General features: G+C 64.3%; 21 protein-coding genes. 3 read left to right on the top strand and 18 right to left on the bottom strand.

Annotated elements, in window-relative coordinates; all coding sequences use genetic code 11:
* Positions 1-38: 38 nt before the first annotated feature.
* From IQ16_RS46560 to IQ16_RS17460, 3 genes are all read right to left on the bottom strand, one after another.
* A complete protein-coding gene (locus IQ16_RS46560) occupies positions 39-200 on the bottom strand; it encodes a hypothetical protein (protein WP_244635732.1) in 162 nt (53 codons plus the stop codon).
* A gap of 205 nt (positions 201-405) precedes the next feature.
* Complete coding sequence (locus IQ16_RS17465; RefSeq protein WP_145831632.1) at positions 406-594, bottom strand: hypothetical protein; 189 nt, start codon at positions 592-594, stop codon at positions 406-408.
* A complete protein-coding gene (locus IQ16_RS17460; protein WP_018642227.1) occupies positions 591-986 on the bottom strand; it encodes a hypothetical protein in 396 nt (131 codons plus the stop codon). The genes IQ16_RS17465 and IQ16_RS17460 overlap by 4 nt, the downstream gene beginning before the upstream one ends.
* A gap of 678 nt (positions 987-1,664) precedes the next feature.
* Between IQ16_RS17460 and IQ16_RS17450 the strand changes: the two genes are divergently transcribed.
* The 3 genes from IQ16_RS17450 to IQ16_RS17440 all read left to right on the top strand — a co-directional run bounded on the left by IQ16_RS17450 (position 1,665) and on the right by IQ16_RS17440 (position 5,233).
* Positions 1,665-4,097 (top strand): PAS domain-containing sensor histidine kinase, encoded by a 2,433-nt coding sequence (locus IQ16_RS17450; RefSeq protein WP_018642229.1) that lies wholly within the window; start codon positions 1,665-1,667, stop codon positions 4,095-4,097.
* Positions 4,094-4,759 carry a response regulator transcription factor gene (locus IQ16_RS17445; RefSeq protein WP_018642231.1) on the top strand — a complete coding sequence of 222 codons (666 nt, stop codon included), beginning with the start codon at positions 4,094-4,096 and terminating at the stop codon, positions 4,757-4,759. Before IQ16_RS17450 ends, IQ16_RS17445 begins: the two co-directional genes overlap by 4 nt.
* Positions 4,760-4,846: 87 nt before the next feature.
* On the top strand, positions 4,847-5,233 hold the full coding sequence (locus IQ16_RS17440) for a response regulator transcription factor (RefSeq protein WP_026311874.1): 387 nt from the start codon (positions 4,847-4,849) through the stop codon (positions 5,231-5,233).
* A gap of 63 nt (positions 5,234-5,296) precedes the next feature.
* Here the strand turns inward: IQ16_RS17440 and IQ16_RS17435 are convergent, their stop codons facing one another.
* The 15 genes from IQ16_RS17435 to IQ16_RS17365 form a co-directional block, all read right to left on the bottom strand.
* The gene (locus IQ16_RS17435) at positions 5,297-6,268 is read right to left on the bottom strand and encodes a tripartite tricarboxylate transporter substrate binding protein BugD (protein ID WP_018642233.1); all 972 of its coding nucleotides are present in this window, start codon (positions 6,266-6,268) and stop codon (positions 5,297-5,299) included.
* 128 nt (positions 6,269-6,396) lie between these two features.
* Positions 6,397-7,638 (bottom strand): threonine synthase, encoded by a 1,242-nt coding sequence (locus IQ16_RS17430; RefSeq protein WP_018642234.1) that lies wholly within the window; start codon positions 7,636-7,638, stop codon positions 6,397-6,399.
* A gap of 143 nt (positions 7,639-7,781) precedes the next feature.
* Complete coding sequence (gene lpdA / locus IQ16_RS17425) at positions 7,782-9,203, bottom strand: dihydrolipoyl dehydrogenase (RefSeq protein ID WP_018642235.1); 1,422 nt, start codon at positions 9,201-9,203, stop codon at positions 7,782-7,784.
* 17 nt (positions 9,204-9,220) lie between these two features.
* Complete coding sequence (locus IQ16_RS17420) at positions 9,221-9,454, bottom strand: hypothetical protein (RefSeq protein WP_018642236.1); 234 nt, start codon at positions 9,452-9,454, stop codon at positions 9,221-9,223.
* Positions 9,455-9,462: 8 nt separating this feature from the next.
* Positions 9,463-10,803: a pyruvate dehydrogenase complex dihydrolipoamide acetyltransferase gene (locus tag IQ16_RS17415; protein WP_018642237.1), complete on the bottom strand. Its 1,341-nt coding sequence runs from the start codon at positions 10,801-10,803 to the stop codon at positions 9,463-9,465.
* 62 nt (positions 10,804-10,865) lie between these two features.
* Positions 10,866-11,318: a nucleoside deaminase gene (locus tag IQ16_RS17410; protein ID WP_018642238.1), complete on the bottom strand. Its 453-nt coding sequence runs from the start codon at positions 11,316-11,318 to the stop codon at positions 10,866-10,868.
* A gap of 2 nt (positions 11,319-11,320) precedes the next feature.
* Positions 11,321-11,623 (bottom strand): DUF5076 domain-containing protein, encoded by a 303-nt coding sequence (locus IQ16_RS17405; RefSeq protein ID WP_008547332.1) that lies wholly within the window; start codon positions 11,621-11,623, stop codon positions 11,321-11,323.
* A gap of 3 nt (positions 11,624-11,626) precedes the next feature.
* Positions 11,627-13,009 (bottom strand): pyruvate dehydrogenase complex E1 component subunit beta, encoded by a 1,383-nt coding sequence (locus IQ16_RS17400; protein WP_018642239.1) that lies wholly within the window; start codon positions 13,007-13,009, stop codon positions 11,627-11,629.
* Between the two features lie 29 nt (positions 13,010-13,038).
* The gene (gene pdhA, locus IQ16_RS17395; RefSeq protein WP_018642240.1) at positions 13,039-14,061 is read right to left on the bottom strand and encodes a pyruvate dehydrogenase (acetyl-transferring) E1 component subunit alpha; all 1,023 of its coding nucleotides are present in this window, start codon (positions 14,059-14,061) and stop codon (positions 13,039-13,041) included.
* A 255-nt stretch (positions 14,062-14,316) separates the two neighbouring features.
* Positions 14,317-15,696 (bottom strand): glycerophosphodiester phosphodiesterase family protein, encoded by a 1,380-nt coding sequence (locus tag IQ16_RS17390; RefSeq protein ID WP_244635731.1) that lies wholly within the window; start codon positions 15,694-15,696, stop codon positions 14,317-14,319.
* Positions 15,697-15,861: 165 nt separating this feature from the next.
* Positions 15,862-17,379: an aldehyde dehydrogenase gene (gene adh, locus IQ16_RS17385; RefSeq protein WP_145831631.1), complete on the bottom strand. Its 1,518-nt coding sequence runs from the start codon at positions 17,377-17,379 to the stop codon at positions 15,862-15,864.
* A 277-nt stretch (positions 17,380-17,656) separates the two neighbouring features.
* Positions 17,657-18,628: a GAF domain-containing protein gene (locus IQ16_RS17380; RefSeq protein WP_026311875.1), complete on the bottom strand. Its 972-nt coding sequence runs from the start codon at positions 18,626-18,628 to the stop codon at positions 17,657-17,659.
* A 219-nt stretch (positions 18,629-18,847) separates the two neighbouring features.
* Positions 18,848-19,165, bottom strand: coding sequence for an FtsB family cell division protein (locus tag IQ16_RS17375; protein ID WP_018642244.1), 318 nt, complete (start codon positions 19,163-19,165; stop codon positions 18,848-18,850).
* A 97-nt stretch (positions 19,166-19,262) separates the two neighbouring features.
* A complete protein-coding gene (locus IQ16_RS17370; protein WP_018642245.1) occupies positions 19,263-19,814 on the bottom strand; it encodes an NADPH-dependent FMN reductase in 552 nt (183 codons plus the stop codon).
* Positions 19,815-20,095: 281 nt separating this feature from the next.
* Positions 20,096-21,094: an MBL fold metallo-hydrolase gene (locus tag IQ16_RS17365; protein WP_018642246.1), complete on the bottom strand. Its 999-nt coding sequence runs from the start codon at positions 21,092-21,094 to the stop codon at positions 20,096-20,098.
* Positions 21,095-21,191 lie beyond the last annotated feature (97 nt).

Here is a 21,191-nt window from a genome sequence, read left to right as displayed (position 1 = left end):
GCTGCGGCCGACGGCTCTGCGCGGCCGGCAACGGGCAGTTAGCGGTCACCTCCTTCCGTGGTCAGAAGGACGTACTCGCGCAGATAGACCTCAGCCAGTGAGCGCGACAGCGCGCTCATCTGAATCATCCAGCTCCAGCCCGCCATCGCAGTCAGCACCGCGATCGCCTCGAACGGGCTACGCGGCCTCAGCATGTCCATGGCCGTCTGCTGGCGGTAGCAATCGTAGTCGCAATACCGTTCTTGCTTGGACACATGCCGGACGTAACTCGAGCCCAGCGGCTGGGCGCATGCGCTGCAGGCTGAGTTGTGGCTGGGATGTTCCTGATTGACGAGCATGAACCTCAATGTCGTGTCCTCTCTTGCCTAAGGCACGTCCGCCGATGCGTCCCGCCGGCCTGTCTGCTCAGGATGCCGCGCGCGTACGCCCCTCGATCGACCGCCCTGATTCCTGATGAATCGCGTAGCACTCGTAGCCGCAGTAGGGCAGCAGCGTCCTGGCGTCGCGCAGATATCCGCCCTCGATCTCCTCGCAGCACCACAGGCACGACGTCTTGCGGAACGGGGTTCTGCCATTCACCAATATGAATCTCACGTGGCACCTCCCAGCGCGAAGCAGTAGACCGTGTCGATCAGAGAGGCGGACGGCGGCGGCGCGCAGATATGGTTGCGGCCGTCGGGATTGTCTCTGTTGCGCTCGACCTTCTGGGACGGGATCAGGATGTATTTCCCGTCTTCCCGGCGCCGCGCGTAGATCCTGCCGTCGACGTAGCGTACCTCGGTCGGGTAGCAATCCGCATTGTTGCAGCAGCTCAGAACCGGATTGTCCGGCATGTGCCAGTTCGAATAGAACTTCTCGTGGAGCAGCTGATCCTGAGGCGGATGGTGGCGATGTGAACCATCTCGTACGACTTCCTCGGCCTTGACGCCCGTCAGCAGCAGAAGCGGCAGCGCGATCGCCAACAGGAGCTTGCAGCTACGGTTCAACTCACAGCCTCCGGGCGAAGACATGACCTGACGGGCTAGGTGCGGCGGCCGATCCTCATGCCGCTTGACATCGGAACAGCCAGAGCCGGTCGCGTTCGCGACGCGCCCTGAACCGATCGAGACATTTCCGCGAGCAGAGCGGCGCCTGCCAGGAGTAGTATCGAATCAGGCCAAACTTCCCGGCGCAGACGGCACAGCCTTTGGATTCGGAACGGCGCTCGGAGTACTCGGGGCTATCGCACATGATCCTCTCCTCTTGACTTCTTGGGTCCTGGCTTCCTGATGCGCAAAGGCAGAGGTCGCCACGGTCGTCACGGAAAATGCGGGCTTCTCAATCGTGTGGACGCAGAGCCTGGCTCTTTTGGGTGCAACACGCCGGGCGTTCCGGCAATTTGTGCTCCGCAATCGTCTCCTCTCGATTGACTGCAAGACTAGGCTCCTTGCAACGCACCGCTCAATTGTACGGAGGTAAATGCGCGCTAGAACTAGGATTGTGCGAGCTATACGTAGGTTTGTGCCGTAGTTTTCCGGACATCCGCCGCAACGAGACGGCGCAACGCGTGCAAGCTGCACGGCAATCGGGAATTTTGCGAGAGTTCGACTTTGGTCGGAGGGAATTGCCCCTGTAATGGCAAAGTGCTCTACTCGCTTTGACGCCAGCGAGCCGGGACGCTTGCGATGATGCCTGGCCAGATCACGAAAATCGGGAGTTCGGCCGCGCAATTCCTGCTCGGCGGCCTTGCGGCGCTTCGATCATTCGGCAACGGCGTGAAGGACCGCCCCGCCGTCGCGGACGCCTCGCGGCAGAACACCGATCTGCGTGACGCCATGAAGCAATGGCGCGAGGTGTTCGAGCACAATCCGGTCATGTACTTCATGGTCGATCCGGCCGGAACGGTGCTCAACGTCAATACGTTCGGCGCCGCACAACTGGGCTACACCACGGATGAGCTGATCGGCCAATCCGTGCTGAACGTCTTCTTCGAGGAGGACCACGACTTCGTTCGTCAATGCGTCGCCTTGTGCCTGACCACCGTGGACCAGTCGCACACCTGGGAGATTCGTAAATTCCGGAAGGACGGCTCGGTGCTCTGGGTCCGTGAAAACGCCAAGGCGATGCTGCGCGGCGACGGCACGCCGATCCTGCTGGTCGCCTGCGAAAACATCACCCAGCGCAGGGAGACCGAGGACGCGCTGCGCCAGAGCGAGGCCTATCTCGCCCAGGCCCAGGAATTGAGCCACACCGGCAGCTTCGGCCTGAACTTCGCGACCGGCGAGGCGGTCTGGTCGAGGGAGACCTTTCGCATCTTCCAGTGCGACCCGACGAGGAAGCCGACCCTCCGCTTCGTCTTTCAGCGCATTCATCCGGAAGATCGCGACACGGTCCGCAGCACCCTTGAGCGGGCCTACCGCCTGGCTGAGGATTTCGACCACCAATACCGCCTGCTGATGCCCGACGGATCGGTCAAATATCTCCATTCCGTGGCGCGCGCGGTGCGACATCCATCCGGGCGCATCGAGTTCGTCGGGGCCGTGACCGATGTCACGGTTGCCAAGGAAGCGGAACAGAGGCTGCGTCGTAGCGAAGCCTATTTGAGTGAAGCTCAACGCCTCAGCCATACGAGCAGCTGGGCCTGGGACGTTCATCGCCAGGAGTTCGCCTACCGATCGGCTGAACTCTACCGCCTGTTCGGGTTTGAGCCGGACCAGATCGATGTCCCGGCCCGGGCATTTCAGCAACGTATCTTGCCGGAAGACTTTCAGCGGATTATCGAGATGGAACGCGAAGCTATCAGGCAGAAGCAGCCCTTCCAGATCGACTTCCGGATTGCGCGCCCCGACGGCTCGATCAGACGCGTCCATAGCGAGGGACACCCCGTGATAGGCCACGACGGCGAGGTGATGGAAATCATCGGCACGCACGTGGACGTCACCGAGCAGTTCGCGGCAAAAGATGCGCTGCACAAGGCGTTCGACGAGCTCAAGGCATCCGAGCAGCGATTCCGCGACTATGCCGAAACCGCATCGGACTGGTTCTGGGAGACCGGCCCGGACCACCGCATCACGCGGATATCGGAACATGCCGACACCTCCACCGCCCCGCCGACGGGCTTGATCGGCCTGACCCGCTGGGACATCCCACCCGATGCCGAGCTCGAGCCGGAGAAATGGGAGCAGCACCGCGTGGCGCTCGATGCCCATGTCCCGTTCCGCGATCTGATCTACCGCAGCAGGGATCGTAACGGATCTCCAATCTACGTGCGCACCAGCGGCAAGCCCTTCCATGATGCGCAAGGCAATTTTCTCGGCTATCGCGGCGTCAGCAGCGACATCACGGCGGCGATCCGCGTCGAGCAGGCGGAAGAGGCGCTGCGCAAGGCGCAAGGCGAGCTTGCCCATGTCACGCGCGTCACGACGCTCGGCGAGCTGACCACCTCGATTGCCCACGAAATCACCCAGCCTCTTGCCGCCGTGATCTCCAATGCGGACGCCTGCATCGCCTGGCTCGACCGCGAACCGGCCGATTTGAAAGCTGCGCGCCGGTCCGCTGAATGGATTGTCGAGGACGCCAATCGGGCGACCGAGGTGATCCGCCGTATCAGGGCGCTTGCGAAGAAGACCGAGATCGAAGTCGTTCCGCTCGACATCAACCAGGTGGTCAGGGAGGCCGTGGCGCTCGTTCGGCGCGAGCTCGCGACCCACGCGGTATCGGTGCGCATGGAGCTGGCGTCCGACCTGCCCCGGATCTGCGGCGACCGGATCCAGCTCCAGCAGGTGCTGATCAACCTGGTGATGAATGGCATTGAAGCCATGCAGGGCAATCTCGATCGTGCTCGCGAGCTGGCGATCCGCTCGTGCCGGGCGGACGACGACGACCGCCTGCTCCTCACCGTGACGGACCGCGGCGTCGGCCTCGCCAAAGACGTCAAGGAACGCATCTTCACCCCCTTCTTCACGACGAAATCGAGCGGTCTGGGAATGGGACTCTCGATCTGCCGATCGATCATCGAGGCTCACGCGGGCCGGCTTTCGGCCTTTCAAAACGAGGGGCGCGGTGCAACATTCCAGATCGCCCTGCCCTTGCCCTTGCCACACAAGGACATGTCGTGACTGACCATGCCAAGCAGGCCGAGGGGAGCGCCGGTGATCCGATCGTCCTTATCGTCGATGACGATCCGTCGATGCGCCGTGCGCTGACCAATCTTTTTCAATCGGTCGGCCTCAAGGTCGAAGCCTTCAGCTCGGCGGCGGAGATCCTGGAAGCCAAACCGCCTGCGGTCCCCAGTTGCCTCGTGCTCGACATCCGCCTGCCAGGCGCGAGCGGCCTCGACCTCCAGGCCGACCTCGCCAAGGCCAATATTCACACGCCCATCATCTTCATCACCGGTCACGGCGATATCCCCATGACCGTGAGAGCCATGAAAAGCGGTGCCGTCGATTTCCTGACCAAGCCGGTGCGCGACCAGGACATGCTGGACGCAGTGCAAGCAGCGATCGAACGGGATCGCAAGCGGCGCGATGCCGAGAAGTCCATCTCGGGCGTGCGATCCCGTTTCGAGGGGCTGACGGCACGTGAGCGCGACGTCCTCGCTCTGGTTGCATCCGGCCTGATGAACAAGCAGGTCGCCGCTGAACTCGGATTAGCCGAAATTACCGTAAAGATCTATCGAGGGCAGATCATGCGGAAAATGGGGGCAAAATCGTTGGCCGATCTCGTCAGAATGACGGACGCGCTCGGAATCCCGCGCAACAGGGGTCACCTGCAAACCTAAGTATGCTTTCCAAGCTCGCTCTGGTGGCCCACTTTCCCTGAAGCGGCTGAACCGCGGCCGGCGGCTCCCCGTTCAGGAGCGATCATCTTGTCAGTGCCTTCGATCATTTCCGTCATCGATGATGATGCCTCCGTTCGCCTTGCGACGAACAACCTCCTGACGTCGCGCGGGTACACGGTCTACACCTTTGGCTCCGCTCACGAATTTCTCCAATCCGCCGAACTGGAGGCGACCTCCTGCGTGATCGCGGACGTGCAGATGGCGGCCATGAGCGGCGTCGAGCTGTTGACGCATATGCGCGGCCTCGGGCGCATCACGCCCTTCATCTTCATGACGGCTTTTCCCGACGAGGCCGTGCGCGACCGCGCGCTGAAGGCCGGCGCGATCGGCTTTCTCGCTAAGCCGTTTTCAACACGAGCCCTGATCGAGTGCCTCGAGACGGCACTTTCGGACGCCGGTGACGACACGATGTGATGCGGCGCCGCGTCGCGCCGGTCCTCACGGCAAGCACTGCGTGCTGCGGCCACAGCGAGGCACTCAATCCACCTTGATGTTGGCCGCCTTGATGATCGGCCACCACTTTGCAATCTCGGCCTTTTGCCGCGCACCAAGCGCCTCCGGCGCGAGCTGGTCCTGCGGCGTCATCTCCAGGCCCTGGCTTTCGAGCTGCTTCTTCACGGCGGGATCCTTCAGCGCCTCCACGGCCGCGGCGTTGAGTTTCGTCACGATCGCCTTCGGCGTGCCCTTCGGCACCCACATGCCCGACCACAGCGTCATGTTGAAGCCCTTCAGCCCGGCCTCCTCCGCGGTCGGAATGTCGGGCGCGGAGGCCAGGCGCTTGTCGTCGGTGATGGCGTAGGCACGGATGGTGCCGGCGCGGACCTGGTTGATGGAGTTGGAGGTCTGGTCGACGATGATATCGATCTGGCCGGCGATCAGATCGTTCAGCGCGGGCGCGGTGCCGCGATACGGGACATATTGCAGCTTGATGCCGGAAACGCTCTCGAAATAGACACCGGCGATGTGGCTGCCGGAGCCTGCGCCGGCCGTGCCCGCCGTCGGGGGCGAGGGCCGCGACTTCAGCCATTCGATCAGCTCTTTCAGCGAGGTCGCGGGCACCGCGTTCTTGCTGACCACGATCATCGGGTTGCTCGGCAGCAGCACCACGGGTTCGAGGTCCGCGACGAGATCGTAGCTGAGCTTGTAGACGGCGCCGTTGGCGACGTGAGTGCCGAGATGGCCGAAGGAGATGGTGTAGCCGTCGGGCGGCGATTGCACGGCGCGGCCGACGCCGATCGAGCCGCCCGCGCCGGTGACGTTCTCGATCACCAGGGGCTGGCCCAGCGAGATCCGCATCCGCTCGGCGAGCACGCGCGCCATCGCATCCGACGGGCCGCCAGCCGCAAAGGGAACGATGATGGTGATGGGGCGCGAGGGATAGTCGTCGGCGCGCGCGGCGCCTGCGATCGCGAGAATACCGATCAGTCCGGCCCAGACGGCCTTCTTCATTGTGCTCTCCCCAGCGATGTGTCTTTGTTGTTCTTGTGCCCTCCCGCGTACGGGAAGAGGGATCGGTCGTGAAGAGACGAAATGACGCGCCGGAGCGAGATCGCCGCGCTCCGGCAGTATGGTCGTGCCTAGAACTGCGAATAGTCGATCGGCTTATGGCGATCGAGCGTGCGGGTGACCGGCGGCAGCGGGTATTTCAGGCCGGTCGCGCAGTTAAACAGCATCACGCGATCGGTCTTGCTGACGCGGCCGTCGGCGAGGCTCTCCTTGTAGGCGGCGTAGGTTGCGGCGCCCTCGGGACACAGCAGCAGCCCCTCCTCGCGCGCGACCTCGTTCAGCGCCGCCGAGATCTTGTCGTCATCGACTGCAATGGCAAAACCCTTGCTCTCGCGCACGGCGCGCAAGATCAGAAAATCGCCGATCGCCTGCGGCACGCGGATGCCTGATGCGATGGTGTGGGCGTCCTCCCAGCGCGTGGCGTGCTCGGTGCCGGCCTCGTAGGCGCGTACCATCGGCGCGCAGCCCGAGGCCTGCACCGCGACCATGCGCGGGCGCTTGCTTCCGATGAAGCCGATCTTCTCTAGCTCGTCAAAAGCCTTCCACATGCCGATCAGGCCGGTGCCGCCGCCGGTCGGATAGAAGATCACGTCGGGCACGTCCCAGCCGAGCTGCTCGGCAAGCTCGAGGCCCATCGTCTTCTTGCCTTCGATGCGGTACGGCTCCTTCAGCGTCGAGGTGTCGAACCAGCCGACCTTGGCCTTGCCCTCGCCGACGATCTTGCCGCAATCGTCGATATAGCCGTTGACGCGGTAGACGGTCGCGCCCTGCAGCTCGATCTCGCTGACATTCACTTCAGGCGTATCGGCCGGGCAGAAGATCGTGGTCTTGATGCCGCAGGAGGTGGCGTAGGCCGCCAGCGCCGCGCCGGCATTGCCGTTGGTCGGCATCGCCATGTGCTTGATGCCGAGCGCCTTGCCCATCGACACAGCCATCACGAGGCCGCGGGCCTTGAAAGACCCGGTCGGCAGACGCCCCTCGTCCTTGACGATGATCTCGCCGCCGCCGAGCTTTGCGCCGAGCTTCGGCAGGCGGATCAGCGGCGTGGTGACTTCGCCGAGCGAGACGATGTCCTTGCATTTGCGCACCGGCAGCAGCTCGCGGTAGCGCCACATATCGCCGGGGCGCTGCGCCAGCGCGTCCTTGGTCAGCGCCTTCTTCACGCCCGCGAGGTCGTAACGCACCAGAAGCGGCTTGCCGGCCTTAGAGAGATTGTGGACCTGATCGGCGGCGTAGTGATCGCCCTCCATCGCGCATTCGAGATGGGTGACGAAGGTCGGGCGTTCGATGGTGAGGTTGTCGTTGTCGTGCATGGGGTGATTTCCTTCTTATTTTGAAAACGCTCTCTCGGCCCGTCATTGCGAGCGCAGCGAAGCAATCCAGAGTCTTTCCGCAGAGGCAGTCTGGATTGCTTCGCTTCGCTCGCAATGACGGCGGCGGGCGACGCGCTCGTCCATCAAATATTCAACACCCGTCCATACGCATCCAGCACGGCTTCCTTCATCATCTCCGACAGGGTCGGATGCGGGAAGACCGTGTGCATCAGCTCTTCTTCCGTGGTCTCCAGGTTCATGGCGACGACGTAGCCCTGGATCAGCTCGGTCACTTCCGCGCCGACCATGTGGGCGCCGAGGAGCTGGCCGGTCTTCTTGTCGAAGATCACCTTGACCAGACCCTGGTCCTCGCCGAGCGCGATCGCCTTGCCGTTGCCGACGAAGGGGAAGCGGCCGACGCGGATCTCGCGGCCGTTCTCCTTGGCCTTGGCTTCCGTCAGGCCGACAGAGGCGACCTGGGGATGGCAATAGGTGCAGCCCGGGATCATGTTCTTGTCCATGGGATGCGGATGCAGGCCCTTGATCGCCTCGACACAGATTACACCCTCGTGCTCGGCCTTGTGCGCGAGCATCGGGGGACCGGAGACGTCGCCGATGGCATAGATGCCGGGAACGTTGGTCTTGCCGTAGCCGTCGACCACGATGATGCCGCGATCGGTTTTGACACCGAGCTTTTCGAGTCCCAGATTCTCGATGTTGCCGACGACGCCGACGGCCGAGATCACGCGCTCGAACTCGGTGGTAACCGGCTTGCCCTTGCCGTCGTCGATGGTGGCGACGACGCTGTCGGCCTTCTTCTCCAGCTTGGTCACCTTGGTCGAGGACATGATTTTGATGCCCATCTTCTCGAAGCGCTTGCGGGCAAGGCCTGCGATCTCGGCGTCCTCGACGGGGAGGATCTGCGGCAGCACCTCGACTACCGTGACGTCGCTTCCCATGGTGTGGAAAAAGGAGGCGAACTCGATGCCGATCGCGCCGGAGCCGACCACCAGCAGCGATTTCGGCATCCGCTCCGGCACCATCGCCTCAAAATAGGTCCAGATCAGCTTCTTGTCGGGCTCGAGCCCGGGCAGCACACGAGGCCGTGCGCCGGTCGCAACGATGATGTGCTTGGCCTGATAAGTCCCCTCGCCCAGCGCGCCCTTCGGGCCCTCGACATCGGACTTCTTCACGGTGACCTTGCCGGGCGCATCGATCGAGGCCGCGCCCCAGATGACGCTGACCTTGTTCTTCTTCATCAGGAAGCCGACGCCGTCGTTCAGCCGCTTCGAGACGCCGCGCGAGCGCTGCACCACGGCCTTCGGATCGAACGAGACTTTCTCCGCCGACAGGCCGTAATCCTTGGCGTGCTGCATGTAGTGGTAGATCTCGGCCGACCGCAGCAGCGCCTTGGTCGGAATGCAGCCCCAGTTCAGGCAGATGCCGCCGAGATAGGATTTTTCGACGATCGCGACCTTGAACCCGAGCTGGGCGGCGCGGATCGCGGTGACATAGCCGCCGGGACCGGAGCCGATGATGATGACGTCGAAGGATGTATCGGCCATGGCGGCTCCCATTCAACTCAAGCGGTCGTTGCGCCGCGGGCGCGGCGTTTGAAGATGTAGGTTCTGATCAGCCATTCGATGAGAATGACCACCGCCATGATGGCGAAGATGGTGAGCGCAATCGGCGCCCAGATGTTGCGCGACAACGCCTCGCCGGCAAAGAAGGCGGCCTCAATGATCTCGCGGCCATGCGGGCTGAGCGTGAGGATCAGCGAAATCAGCATCGAGATCCAGGGCCAGCGCGACGTCATGCGCCATCTCAGACCATCATCATGACGGGGTTTTCGATCAGCTGCTTGAACGCGCCGATCAGCTCGGCGCCGAGCGCACCGTCGATGGCGCGGTGATCGCAGGACAAGGTCACGCTCATCATGTGCGCGACCTCGATCTTGCCGCCGCGCACGACGGGACGCTCCTCGCTGGTGCCGACCGCGAGGATGGTCGCATGCGGCGGGTTGATCACGGCGGTGAAGTGGCTGATGCCGTACATGCCGAGGTTGGAGACGGCCGTCGTGCCGCCCTGGTATTCCTCGGGCTTGAGCTTGCGCGAGCGGGCGCGCGCGGCAAAATCCTTCATCTCGTTGGAGATGGTCGAGAGCGTCTTGGTCTCCGCTTTCCGGATGATCGGCGTGATCAGGCCGCCGGGCATCGCCACGGCAACGCCGACGTCGGAATGGTGATGCTTGACCATGCCGCTTTCGGTCCAGCTGACATTGCAGTTCGGGATCTTCTGCAGCGCGACCGCCATCGCCTTGATGACGAAGTCATTGACCGAGATCTTGTAGAGCGGCTTCTTCTCCTTGTCCTTCGGCGCAGCGGCGTTGATTTCCTCGCGCGCGGCGAGCAGCTTGCCGATGTCGCAGTCGATGGTGAGGTAGAAGTGCGGGACATTCTGGATCGACGCGGTCAGGCGCTGCGCGATGGTGCGGCGCATGCCGTCATGCGGGACGATGTCGTAGGAGCCCGGCTCGAACAGCGACAGGATCTGCTTGTCCGACATGGTCGGCGCGATCGACGGCGCACCTGACGGCGCCGCGGCAGGCGCCTTGAGGCCCTTGCCGGACTTGGCCTGCTCGACGTCGCGCGCGACCACGCGGCCGTGCGGACCGGTGCCCGTCACCATCGACACATCGATGCCGGCATCCTTGGCGAGACGGCGCGCCAGCGGCGACGAGAACACGCGGCCGCCATGGCCGTTGCTCTGCGCAGCCGGCGCTGCCGCCTGCGGCGCGGCAGCGGGCGGCGGTGCGGCCTTGGGCGCGGCCGGCGCGGGAGCCGGTGCGGCGGGAGCCTCCGCGGCCTTCGGAGGCGCGGCCGAGGCGCTGGGCTTGGCGCTACCCGCAGCCTTCACGTCCTCGCCCTCGCCGGCGAGGACCGCGATCACGTCGTTGACCGGGACGTCCTGCGTGCCCTCGGGCACGAGGATCTTAGCGATCGTGCCCTCGTCGATGGCCTCGACCTCCATGGTCGCCTTGTCGGTCTCGATCTCGGCGATGACGTCGCCGGATTTGACCTTGTCGCCTTCCTTCTTCAGCCACTTGGCGAGGTTGCCCTTCTCCATCGTCGGCGAGAGAGCGGGCATCAGGATGTTGATGGGCATGCTGACCTCAAGAAGAACTTTGCAAAACGTCGTCTCCGACAGCGGAGACGAACAGACCAGGTTTAGTTGCCGATGTCGCCCTGCCAGAGGCGCTCATTGGCAGGGATGGAACGCCAATTCTTCATCATGGTGATGGAGCGGTCGTCGGCAAGGTCGATCCAGGGGATACCGAACTTGTCGAGGATGTCCTTGGAGCCCTCGAAGGTGACGGACTCCCCGATCACCACCAGCTTGACCTTGAACAGCGCGAGCGCGCCGGCGCACATCGAGCAAGGCGACAGCGTCGTGTACATGACCGTGTCGTGGAACGTGATCGCACCGGCCTCGCGCAGGCAGCTCATCTCGCCGTGCAGGATCACGTTGTTCTCCTGCACGCGATTATTGTGGCCGCGCGCGATGATCTTGTTGTCGCGCGTCAGCACCGCGCCGATCGGCAGGCCGCCCTGCGCGATCGAGGCTTCCGCCTCGCGGATCGCCTCGAGCATGAAGTCGAAATGATAGGATTCGATCGCCACGTTCAGTGTCCCTTCCCGCGCGGCGTCGTGGTGCCGGTGTCCGTGGGACGCTCGATCTCGGCCTGGAACATGTCGAGGATCCGGTTCAGCGCATCCTCCTCGGTATATTCGCTCTCGCGCGCATAGGCGCGCGCGGCGTGGCGGGCGAGATCGACGAGCAGCAGGCCCCACATGTCGGGTTCCTCGAAGGCGCGCTGGAACGCCATCGACAGCCCGCCGTCCAGCACGAACACGCGCAGGATCTCGACCGCGTCGTCGCGGGTCATGACGTCAGGCGGCAGTGGCTGCTCCTTCGGGCCCGCCATGGTCTACCTGTAGCAGACGGCTTTGGCGGCCTCGACGACTTCTGCCGCCGAGGGCAGCGCGAGCTTCTCCAGGTTGGCGGCATAGGGCATCGGCACGTCCTTGCCGGAGACGCGCGCGACCGGCGCATCCAGATAGTCGAACGCGTTCTCCATGATGCGCGCGGCGATCTCGGCGCCGACGCCGCTCTGGGCCCAGCCCTCTTCCACCGTGACGGCACGGCCCGTTTTCTTCACGGAGTTGATGATGGTCTCGGTGTCCATCGGACGCAGCGTGCGCAGGTCGATCACCTCGGCCTCGATGCCCTCCTTGGCGAGTTCGTCGGCGGCCTTGAGCGCATAGGTCATGCCGTTCGACCAGGAGATGATGGTGACATGGCTGCCGGAGCGCACGATGCGCGCCTTGCCGATCGGGATGATGAAATCGTCGAGCTTGGGCACTTCGCCGGTGTGGCCGTAGAGCACCTCGTTCTCGAGGAAGATCACCGGATTGGGATCGCGGATCGCGGCCTTGAGCAGGCCCTTGTAGTCGGCGGCCGAGAACGGCGCGACGACCTTGAGGCCCGGGATGTTCGAATACCAGGCCGAATAGTCCTGGCTGTGCTGGGCGGCGACGCGCGCAGCGGCGCCGTTCGGCCCGCGGAACACGATCGAGCAGCCCATCTGGCCGCCGGACATGTAGAGCGTCTTGGCCGCGGAGTTGATGATCTGGTCGATCGCCTGCATGGCGAAGTTGAAGGTCATGAACTCGACGATCGGCTTCAGCCCGGTCATGGCGGCACCGACGCCGACGCCGGCAAAGCCGTGCTCGGTGATCGGGGTGTCGATGACGCGCTTGGCGCCGAACTCCTGGAGCAGGCCCTGGGTGACCTTGTAGGCGCCCTGATATTCAGCGACCTCTTCGCCCATCACGAACACGTCGGCGTCGCGGCGCATCTCTTCGGCCATGGCGTCGCGAAGCGCTTCGCGGATGGTCTGCGTCACCATCTCGGTGCCGGCGGGCACTTCGGGATCGGGCTCGGCGACGGCTTGCGGCGCAGGCGCAGCCTTGGGCGCGGGTGCCTCGGCCTTTGCTGCGGCAGGCGGCGCGGACTCCGCAGCCTTCGCGGCCGGCGCAGGTGCTTTCGCAAGATCAGCCGCGCTCTCGCCGTCGGCGAGAATAGTCGCGATTGGCGTGTTCACCGCGACATCGGCGGTACCTTCGGGGATCAGGATCTTGCCGAGCGTGCCCTCGTCGGTCGCCTCGACCTCCATGGTCGCCTTGTCGGTCTCGATCTCGGCGATCACGTCCCCCGACTTGATCGTCTCGCCCTCTTTTTTCAGCCACTTGGCGAGGTTGCCCTTTTCCATCGTGGGCGACAACGCGGGCATCAGCACTTGAATTGGCATATCGACTCCAAAAGAAAGCTTGCGCGCGTTCAGCGGTAAACGTCGGTCCAGAGCTCGGCGGCATCCGGCTCGGGATCATGCTGGGCAAAGTCGGCGGACGCGTTGACGATGTCGCGCACCTCGGCGTCGATCGCCTTGAGATCGGCTTCGCTGACCTTGGCCGCCAGCAGGCGATTGCGCACCTGCTCGATCGGGTCCTGGTCGTGACGGACCTTCTCGACCTCCTCGCGCGTGCGATATTTTGCAGGGTCGGACATCGAATGGCCGCGATAGCGGTAGGTCTGCATCTCCAGGATGAAGGGGCCCTTGCCGGCGCGGCACCAGGCCGCCGCCTCCTCGCCCGCCGCCTTGACGGCGCGGACGTCCATGCCGTCGACCTGCTTGCCGGGGATATTGAAGGACACGCCGCGCTTGGAGAAATCCTGCTGGGCCGAGGCGCGCGAGACCGAGGTGCCCATGGCGTAGCGGTTGTTCTCGATGACGTAGATCACCGGCAGCTTCCAGAGCTCCGCCATGTTGAAGCTCTCATAGACCTGGCCCTGATTGGCCGCGCCGTCGCCGAAATAGGTGACGCTGACATTGCCGTTGCCGCGATAGTGATTGGCGAAGGCGAGGCCCGTGCCGAGCGAGACCTGGGCGCCGACGATACCATGGCCGCCGTAGAAGTGCTTCTCCTTGCTGAACATGTGCATGGAGCCGCCCTTGCCCTTGGAATAGCCGCCGCGGCGGCCCGTGAGCTCGGCCATGACGCCATTGGCGTCCATGCCGGTCGCAAGCATGTGGCCATGGTCGCGATAGCCGGTGATGACCTGATCGCCCTCTTTCAGGGCCATCTGCATGCCGACCACCACGGCCTCCTGGCCGATATAGAGATGGCAGAAACCGCCGATCGCGCCCATGCCGTAGAGCTGGCCGGCCTTTTCCTCGAACCGCCGGATCAGGAGCATCTCGCGGAGCGCCTTGAGCTCCTGCTCCCTGGTAAATTCCGGGGGCGATGCGCCGTCGGTCTTGTCCTGTGCAGCGCCTGCGGCGGCTTTCTTGGGTGCGGCCATGGGAATTCCGGGTCAGAGAAAACTTTAGCCCTCTCTAACCCAAGTCAAACGCCCTTGGAAAGCACCGCGGCGGCATGGCACGACTTTCATTATGCCGCACTGCAACGTGGCCGAAACTTTGCAAAACCTTTAGGCTTGATCAGGCAACTTTAGCTCACGCGCCAGCGAACGTGGCGCGTGCCATCCACGCAACGAAATTCGGACGCGTTTATCCGCGGGTCTGAACCCTTGCACACGTCCGAATCGTCGCGTCGCCTACCAGCCCAGCTCGCGCAAATACGCTGCGCGGGCGGCGACGCCGGTATGCGTGAAGTCGCTGAAGACCCCATCGACGCCGAGCCGGAAAAATTTGAGATATTCAAGGCTGGGATCACCGCGATAGTCGGCTGCGAGATATTTCTTCTCGTTCCGGAAGGTGAAGACGTGCACGAACAGGCCGAGCTTGTGCGCATCGGTGACGAGGCTGGTCGGTTCCTGGGTCGAAGCGTCCGGCGTCGATCCCTTGTAGGGCGTGCCGTCGGCATTGCTGTCCTTCCACGGCGCGATCTTGAGTGGAACGATATAGGCCTTCCACGGACCGATGCCGTCGGCATAGGTCTTGATCTCGGCCATGCCCTCCGGGGTCAGCATCGCATCGTAGAGGCGCGCATCGCCCGCGACAGTCCAGTCGAACGGACGCGAGCTTGTGATGTTGTTGAGGAGCACCTCGCCGGTTTTGAAGTCGATACCGTTGCCGTCGATCAGCTGGACCTGCCGCGTCTGGAGCCCGTGGCTGCGCATATATTTCAGGCTGCCGGGCTCGAAGCTCTGGACCAGGATGGGCGCGTCCTTGGTGTTGAGGCCGTTGTCCTTGATGATCTTGATCAGGGCATCTTCGAGCGGACGGCTGCCGGCCGGGCCGCAGCCATTGGCGATCGCTTGGGCATTATTCCAGGTCGGGTTCTTGGTTTCGGGGTAGACGAGGATGGACCGCCCGGTCTCCTTGCTCCTGGCCTTGGCGATGTCGATGACGTCCTGAAAGCTGATGATCGGGAGCTTGCCATTGAAGACCTTCGGCCGCTCGTTGGCCGCGTCATAGGTGGTGCCGGCGATCCATTCCTTCAGCTCGGCCATCGTGAAGTCGGTGATCGACCAGTCGTTGGTGTGGTCCTCGCCGTCCACGATCAATGACTTCAGCACCGATTTCGGATCAGCCGGATCGGTGAGATCCGTCAGGTAATCGGCAGGCGCGCTCGGGGAAGCTGGCGCCTTGACGCGCACGCCGGGCACCGTGCGCTTGCGCGCGGCCACAGTCGCATTGGTCTTCGCGACCTCGGCAATGTCAGTGTTGTCGCTGAGCCAGGGATTATGCCGCACGACCAGCACGCAATCCTTGGTCAGGTGCAAATCCTCTTCGAGCGCGTCGGTCCCGACGGCCGCCGCGAGGTCATACGAGGCCTCGGTCTCTTCCGGCACCAGTCCCGGCAGGCCGCGATGGCCGAGGACGAGCGGCGCCTTGCCATCGACGGTCAGGAAGGGTTTTGCGCCTGATGGCGCAGCAGCGGACTGCGCGAAGGCCATCGACAGCGGGAGCACCGCGGCCCCGAGCAGAATCGCCCCAACATACATTGTCCGCAGTGAACGAATGTTCCGCATCGCCAAGCCTCCGTCTTTGCCCGGCATTGCTGCGAATGCCGGCAGCGCCGAACCCGGATAGGCGCGGCGCTGCCGTCTTGTCCGAATTCTCTGACAGATGGATGACGGTGGAGAGGGCGGCGCAGGGGTGCGCCGCCCTCTCCTGCCTGAACGATTCTTGCTCGATCAGAAGAAACCCAGCTTCTTCGGGCTGTAGCTGACCAGGAGGTTCTTGGTCTGCTGGTAGTGGTCGAGCATCATCTTGTGGGTCTCGCGACCGACACCCGACTGCTTGTAGCCGCCGAAGGCCGCATGCGCGGGATAGGCATGGTAGCAATTGGTCCAGACCCTGCCCGCCTGGATCGCCCGGCCGAAGCGGTAGCAGCGGTTGGCATCGCGGCTCCAGACACCGGCACCTAAGCCATAGAGCGTGTCGTTGGCGATCGCGAGCGCTTCGTCGTCGGTCTTGAAGGTCGTGACCGAGACGACCGGGCCGAAGATCTCCTCCTGGAAGATGCGCATCTTGTTGTGGCCTTCGAACACCGTCGGCTGGACATAGAAGCCCTTGGCGAGGTCGCCGCCGAGCTCGGCACGACCGCCGCCGGCCAGCACCTTGGCTCCCTCCTGCTTGCCGATGTCGATATAGGAGAGGATCTTTGCGAGCTGCTCGCTCGATGCCTGCGCGCCGATCATGGTGTCGGCCACGCGCGGATCGCCCTGCTTGATCGCGGCGACGCGCTTCAGCGCGCGCTCCATGAAGCGGTCGTAGATGTCGGCGTGAACCAGCGCCCGGCTCGGACAGGTGCAAACCTCGCCCTGGTTCAGCGCAAACATGACGAAGCCCTCGATCGCCTTGTCGAAGAAGTCGTCGTCCTCGGCGGTGACGTCCTTGAAGAAGATATTCGGCGACTTGCCGCCGAGCTCCAGCGTCACAGGGATGAGGTTCTGGCTGGCATATTGCATGATCAGCCGGCCGGTCGAGGTCTCGCCGGTGAAGGCGATCTTGGCGATGCGCGGGCTGGACGCCAGCGGCTTGCCGGCCTCAAGGCCGAAACCGTTGACGATATTGAGCACGCCCGCCGGCAGCAGATCGGCGATGATCTCGGCCCAGACCATGATCGAGGCCGGGGTCTGCTCGGCGGGCTTGAGCACGACGCAATTGCCGGCGGCCAGCGCAGGCGCAAGCTTCCAGCAGGCCATCAGCAGCGGGAAGTTCCAGGGAATGATCTGGCCGACCACGCCGAGCGGCTCGTGGAAATGATAGGCGATGGTGTCGTGGTCGATCTCGCCGATCGAGCCTTCCTGGGCGCGCACCACGCCGGCGAAATAGCGGAAATGGTCGATCGCGAGCGGCAGGTCGGCGGCGCGGGTCTCGCGGATCGGCTTGCCGTTGTCCCAGGTCTCGGCGACCGCGAGGCGCTCGAGATTCTCTTCCATGCGGTCGGCGATCTTGTTCAGGATCGCGGCGCGCTCGGCGACGCTGGTGCGGCCCCAGGCGCCCTTGGCGGCATGCGCCGCGTCGAGGGCGGCCTCGACGTCCTGCGCGTCGGAGCGCGCGATCTTGCACACGACCTGGCCGTTCACCGGCGAGGCATTGTCGAAATACTTGCCGGCAGCCGGCGGGACGAACTTGCCGCCGATGAGATTGTCATAGCGTTCGGCGAAGGGATGCTGGGTGACGCCGAGGAATTCCACCTTGTTCATTGATCACTCCCGATGTTGCTGTTTGCGCTTGTCGTCGCATGTTCGCGACTTGCGCAGACGATGATGCGGGAGGCGTTTTCTGTCAGCCCGGTCGGGAGCGATGGCGGCGCGGACCTGTCGCAGTTCTGAGACAGGTCCGGGGTGAGGCAGGTGCAAGATGGAGCGCTCGCAGCCTCCACTCGTCATTGCGAGCGCAGCGAAGCAATCCAGACTGCGACCGCGGAGGGATTCTGGATTGCTTCGCTGCGCTCGCAATGACGGCTGAGGAAACAGTAGCTCAGTGGTTCAGCTCGAACCGCTTCAGCTTCCGGTGCAGCGTGGCGCGGCTGACGCCGAGGGCCTTGGCGGCGGCGGAAACATTGCCGCCCGCGCGGAGCAGCGCCCGCTGCAACACCGCGCGCTGACCGCCGGCGAGGTGGTCATGCGCGACATCGCCGCCGAGCAGATCGGCCGCAGGCACTGGCCGCAACGGGCGGCCGGGCGCGATGCCAAGTCCAATGCCAAGTCCCATCCGGGCGGAGCGGGTCGCACCGATCACGAGGTCGTCCGCATCGACGGCCACGAGGCCGCCGCACTGGCCGTCCGCAGCCGGCGTCAGCACGATGCGGGCATGGGCGAAGGCGCGGCGGAACATGTCGGCCTCGATGCGTTTGGCCGCCTCGCCCGCCGCCAGTGCGATCAGGCTGGAAAACGCATCGGTGCGGTCGGCGCGGCAGGAGGAGACGTCGAGCACACCGGCGAAGGCCGCCTCGTGGTCGTAGATCGGAACCGCAGTGCAGCTCAGAAGCGTGTTGCGGGTGAAGAAGTGCTGGTCGCGGTCGATCGTCAGCGGCCGCTGCTCGACGACGCAGGTGCCGATGCCGTTGGTTCCCTCGTGCTCCTCGCTCCAGAGCGCGCCGGTCCACAGGCCCCAGGATTGGAACGTCGCATCGTCTGCGGGCGTGCCGCGACGGTCGACCGGGACCCCCTCGCCGTCGGCGAGCAGCACACAGCAGCCGGCCGCGCCGACCGCCTGATAGAGCCGGTCCATGGCGCCCTGCGCGGCGGCCAGCAGGGGCGCGATGCGCTCGCGCGCCGTGCTGAGTTCCGCCTCCGTCAGCCGCTTCGGCAGGCCGCGGCCAGAGGGGTCGAGATGATGCAATCGGGAGGAACGGCGCCAGGAGGCCACGAGCGCGGAACGAGCCGCCTGGCCTGATGCGATGGCGGCCTCGACACGGGCCGCGTGATGCTGGGGGGCTTGCCCATTCATCACCGTTTCCTCCGGGTGGCATTCTTAAGACGTGCCGGCGGGGCCTTGTTGATCTCCGTCAATCCTGGAGGCCGCGCGCCGCACAAGCCATGCCCCCGCCGGCGCCGCCCCGTCAAGGCGGCAAGCCGGCTGCCGCCTTGCGACCTTCGAGTGATGGAGATGGACCGCGAGGAGTCCCGACGCCAGCTTGCGAGGCTGGTTTCGAATCGCGCGAAAGCGCTAGTTCGGGGGGATCATCCGGACGAGATCATGCGGATTGACGTAGTCGAGCTGGAACCGGGCCCGCTCGTCCAGCATGTCGGGATCGATCCTCGAGGTGCGCAGCAGCGAGACGCGCTGCTCGCTCCTGGCGCGCTCGCGCTTGAGCTGCGCCAGCTCGCTGGTCAGCGCGATGATCTCCTGGTCGAGCTCCTGGCGCGCGTTGAGGCCGTATTTGCCGGTATAGGCGTTGACGCCGAAATAGCCGACGATGGCGGCCGCCATCACATAGAGGGCAAGACCGGTCAGGATCGATTTCAGGCGCGCGCGGGAGACCATCTCGGGAAGATGCGGCACCTTGGTTAAGGGAGCGCTAACGCCCTACCCGCGTCGTAGTCATGGCCGGGTCAGGCCCGGCCATGACGAGAGCGTGTGCTCACCCGTGATGCTTCGCCACGTGGGCGGCAAAGGCATCGATGTAGGCCTGCAGCACACCCTTCAGCGAGTCCTTGGTGAGGTTGCCCTCCGCATCGAAGGCATCGCCGACGGCGTTCAGATAGGTCTCGGGCTGCTGCATGATCGGGCCGGCAATGCCAGGCAGGATGTTCTGCAGCGTCTTGGCGGCGCTGACGCCACCGAGCGGTCCGGGCGAGTTCGAGATGATACCGACCGGCTTGCCGTTGAACGAGCTCTTGCCATAGGGCCGCGAGGCGACATCGATGGCGTTCTTCAGGGCGCCCGGAATGGCGCGGTTGTATTCGGGGGTGACGAAGATGACGCCGTCCGACTTCTGCAGCTTGTCGCGGAAGGCCAGCCAGTCCGCGGGCGGCGCGCCCTCCAGGTCCTGATTGAAGTGGGAGATGCCCGCCGGCGTGATGACCTCGAGCTTGAGCGAGGCCGGCGCGAGCTTGGCGAGCGCATTGGCGATCTTCAGCGAAAAACTGTCCTTGCGCAGGCTGCCGGCGATAACGACGATGTTGTAGGCCATGGGTGTCCTCGAGGGCTTGAGCGGGAGTGCCGGGGCGGCACTTAAGCGATCTGGCGCAGTGGATGCAAGTGCATGAACCGGTACGATCTGGAAACGCTGAGTTTCTCGAAAGCAGACGTTGAGGCCCGGCTACCGTAGCCCGGATGGAGCGCAGCGTAATCCGGGACCCATGTAGCTTATGGCACGATCCCGGATTACGCTGCGCTCCATCCGGGCTACGCTGCAAAACAGTCAGGCCGCCATGCGGCGGCCCGATCTTTCGCACAAACGTCTGGCCCGGATCAGATGGTCGGATTCCACGCCGACGGGATCAGCCGGTACTTGGCGCCGTCCTTCTCGACATGACCGACCGAAGGGAAGGTGAAGTGGAAGCCGATCACGGTGGCCTTCTCCGCCGCCGCCATGTCGTAGAATTTATGGCGAGTAGCCTGCGCCATCGCGGCATCGTTGTCGAACATCACGTGCCAGTCCGGATTGCGCAGAAAGAACTCCGGAATGTTGGTGACGTCGGACTGGATCAGCACCTTGGCATCGCCCGAGGCAACTGCGAACGAGGTGTGGCCCGGCGTATGGCCGGGTGTCGCGATCGAGGTGATGCCGGGTGCGACCTCCTTGCCCCAATCGTACTTCGTCACCTTGGACTCGAGTCCGGCGAAGGTCTTCTTCACGTTGGCGAAGTAGTTCTTCATCATCGGATTGGACTCGGCCTTTGCGGCGTTGTCCTCGCTGGTCCAGAACTCCCAGTCCTTGCCCGGCACCATGATCTCCGCGTTCGGGAACGCGAGCGCGCCGTCGGCGAGACGGATGCCGTTGGTGTGGTCGGGATGCAGATGCGACAGCAGCACGACGTCGATGTTCTTGGGATCGACGCCGGCGGCCTGGAGGTTTTGCAGGGTGCGGCCGACGGCGCCCTTGCTCGGCTCGAGATTGGCGACGCCGTTGCCGGTATCGATCAGCACCAGCTTGGAGCCGGTGTTGATGAGCTGCGGGTTGAACGGCACCGTGACCATGCCCTTGGGCATGTAGGCGGCCTCGCCGGCGGCTGCGGCTTCTTCCTTCGGTACGTTGACGACGAACTTGTCGGGCATCGGAAAGGTGCGCGCGCCATCGTTGATCGAGGTACACTCCAAGCTGCCGACCTTGTAGCGATAGAAGCCTGGCGCCTGCGTCCCGGCTGGCGGCACTGAGGCATTGGCAATGGTCGGGCGAAGTCCGGTGGCGGCAGCCGCACCGACGGCGGCGACGCCTGCGAGCAGGTGACGACGATTGAGATCGGTCATGGAATGAAGTCCCCTTCTGAGCGCCTTTGCGGTTTTTCCGCTTTCAACGGCGGCGGGAATAATCCCCGGCTTCGCTCAGAAGGCAAGTCCTTCTTTC

Source organism: Bradyrhizobium huanghuaihaiense, assembly GCF_007830635.1.
In the GTDB taxonomy this organism is placed as follows: Bacteria; Pseudomonadota; Alphaproteobacteria; order Rhizobiales; family Xanthobacteraceae; genus Bradyrhizobium; species Bradyrhizobium huanghuaihaiense.
Note: the sequence above shows the minus strand (reverse complement) of the source record. Positions and strands in the feature narration are given on the sequence as shown.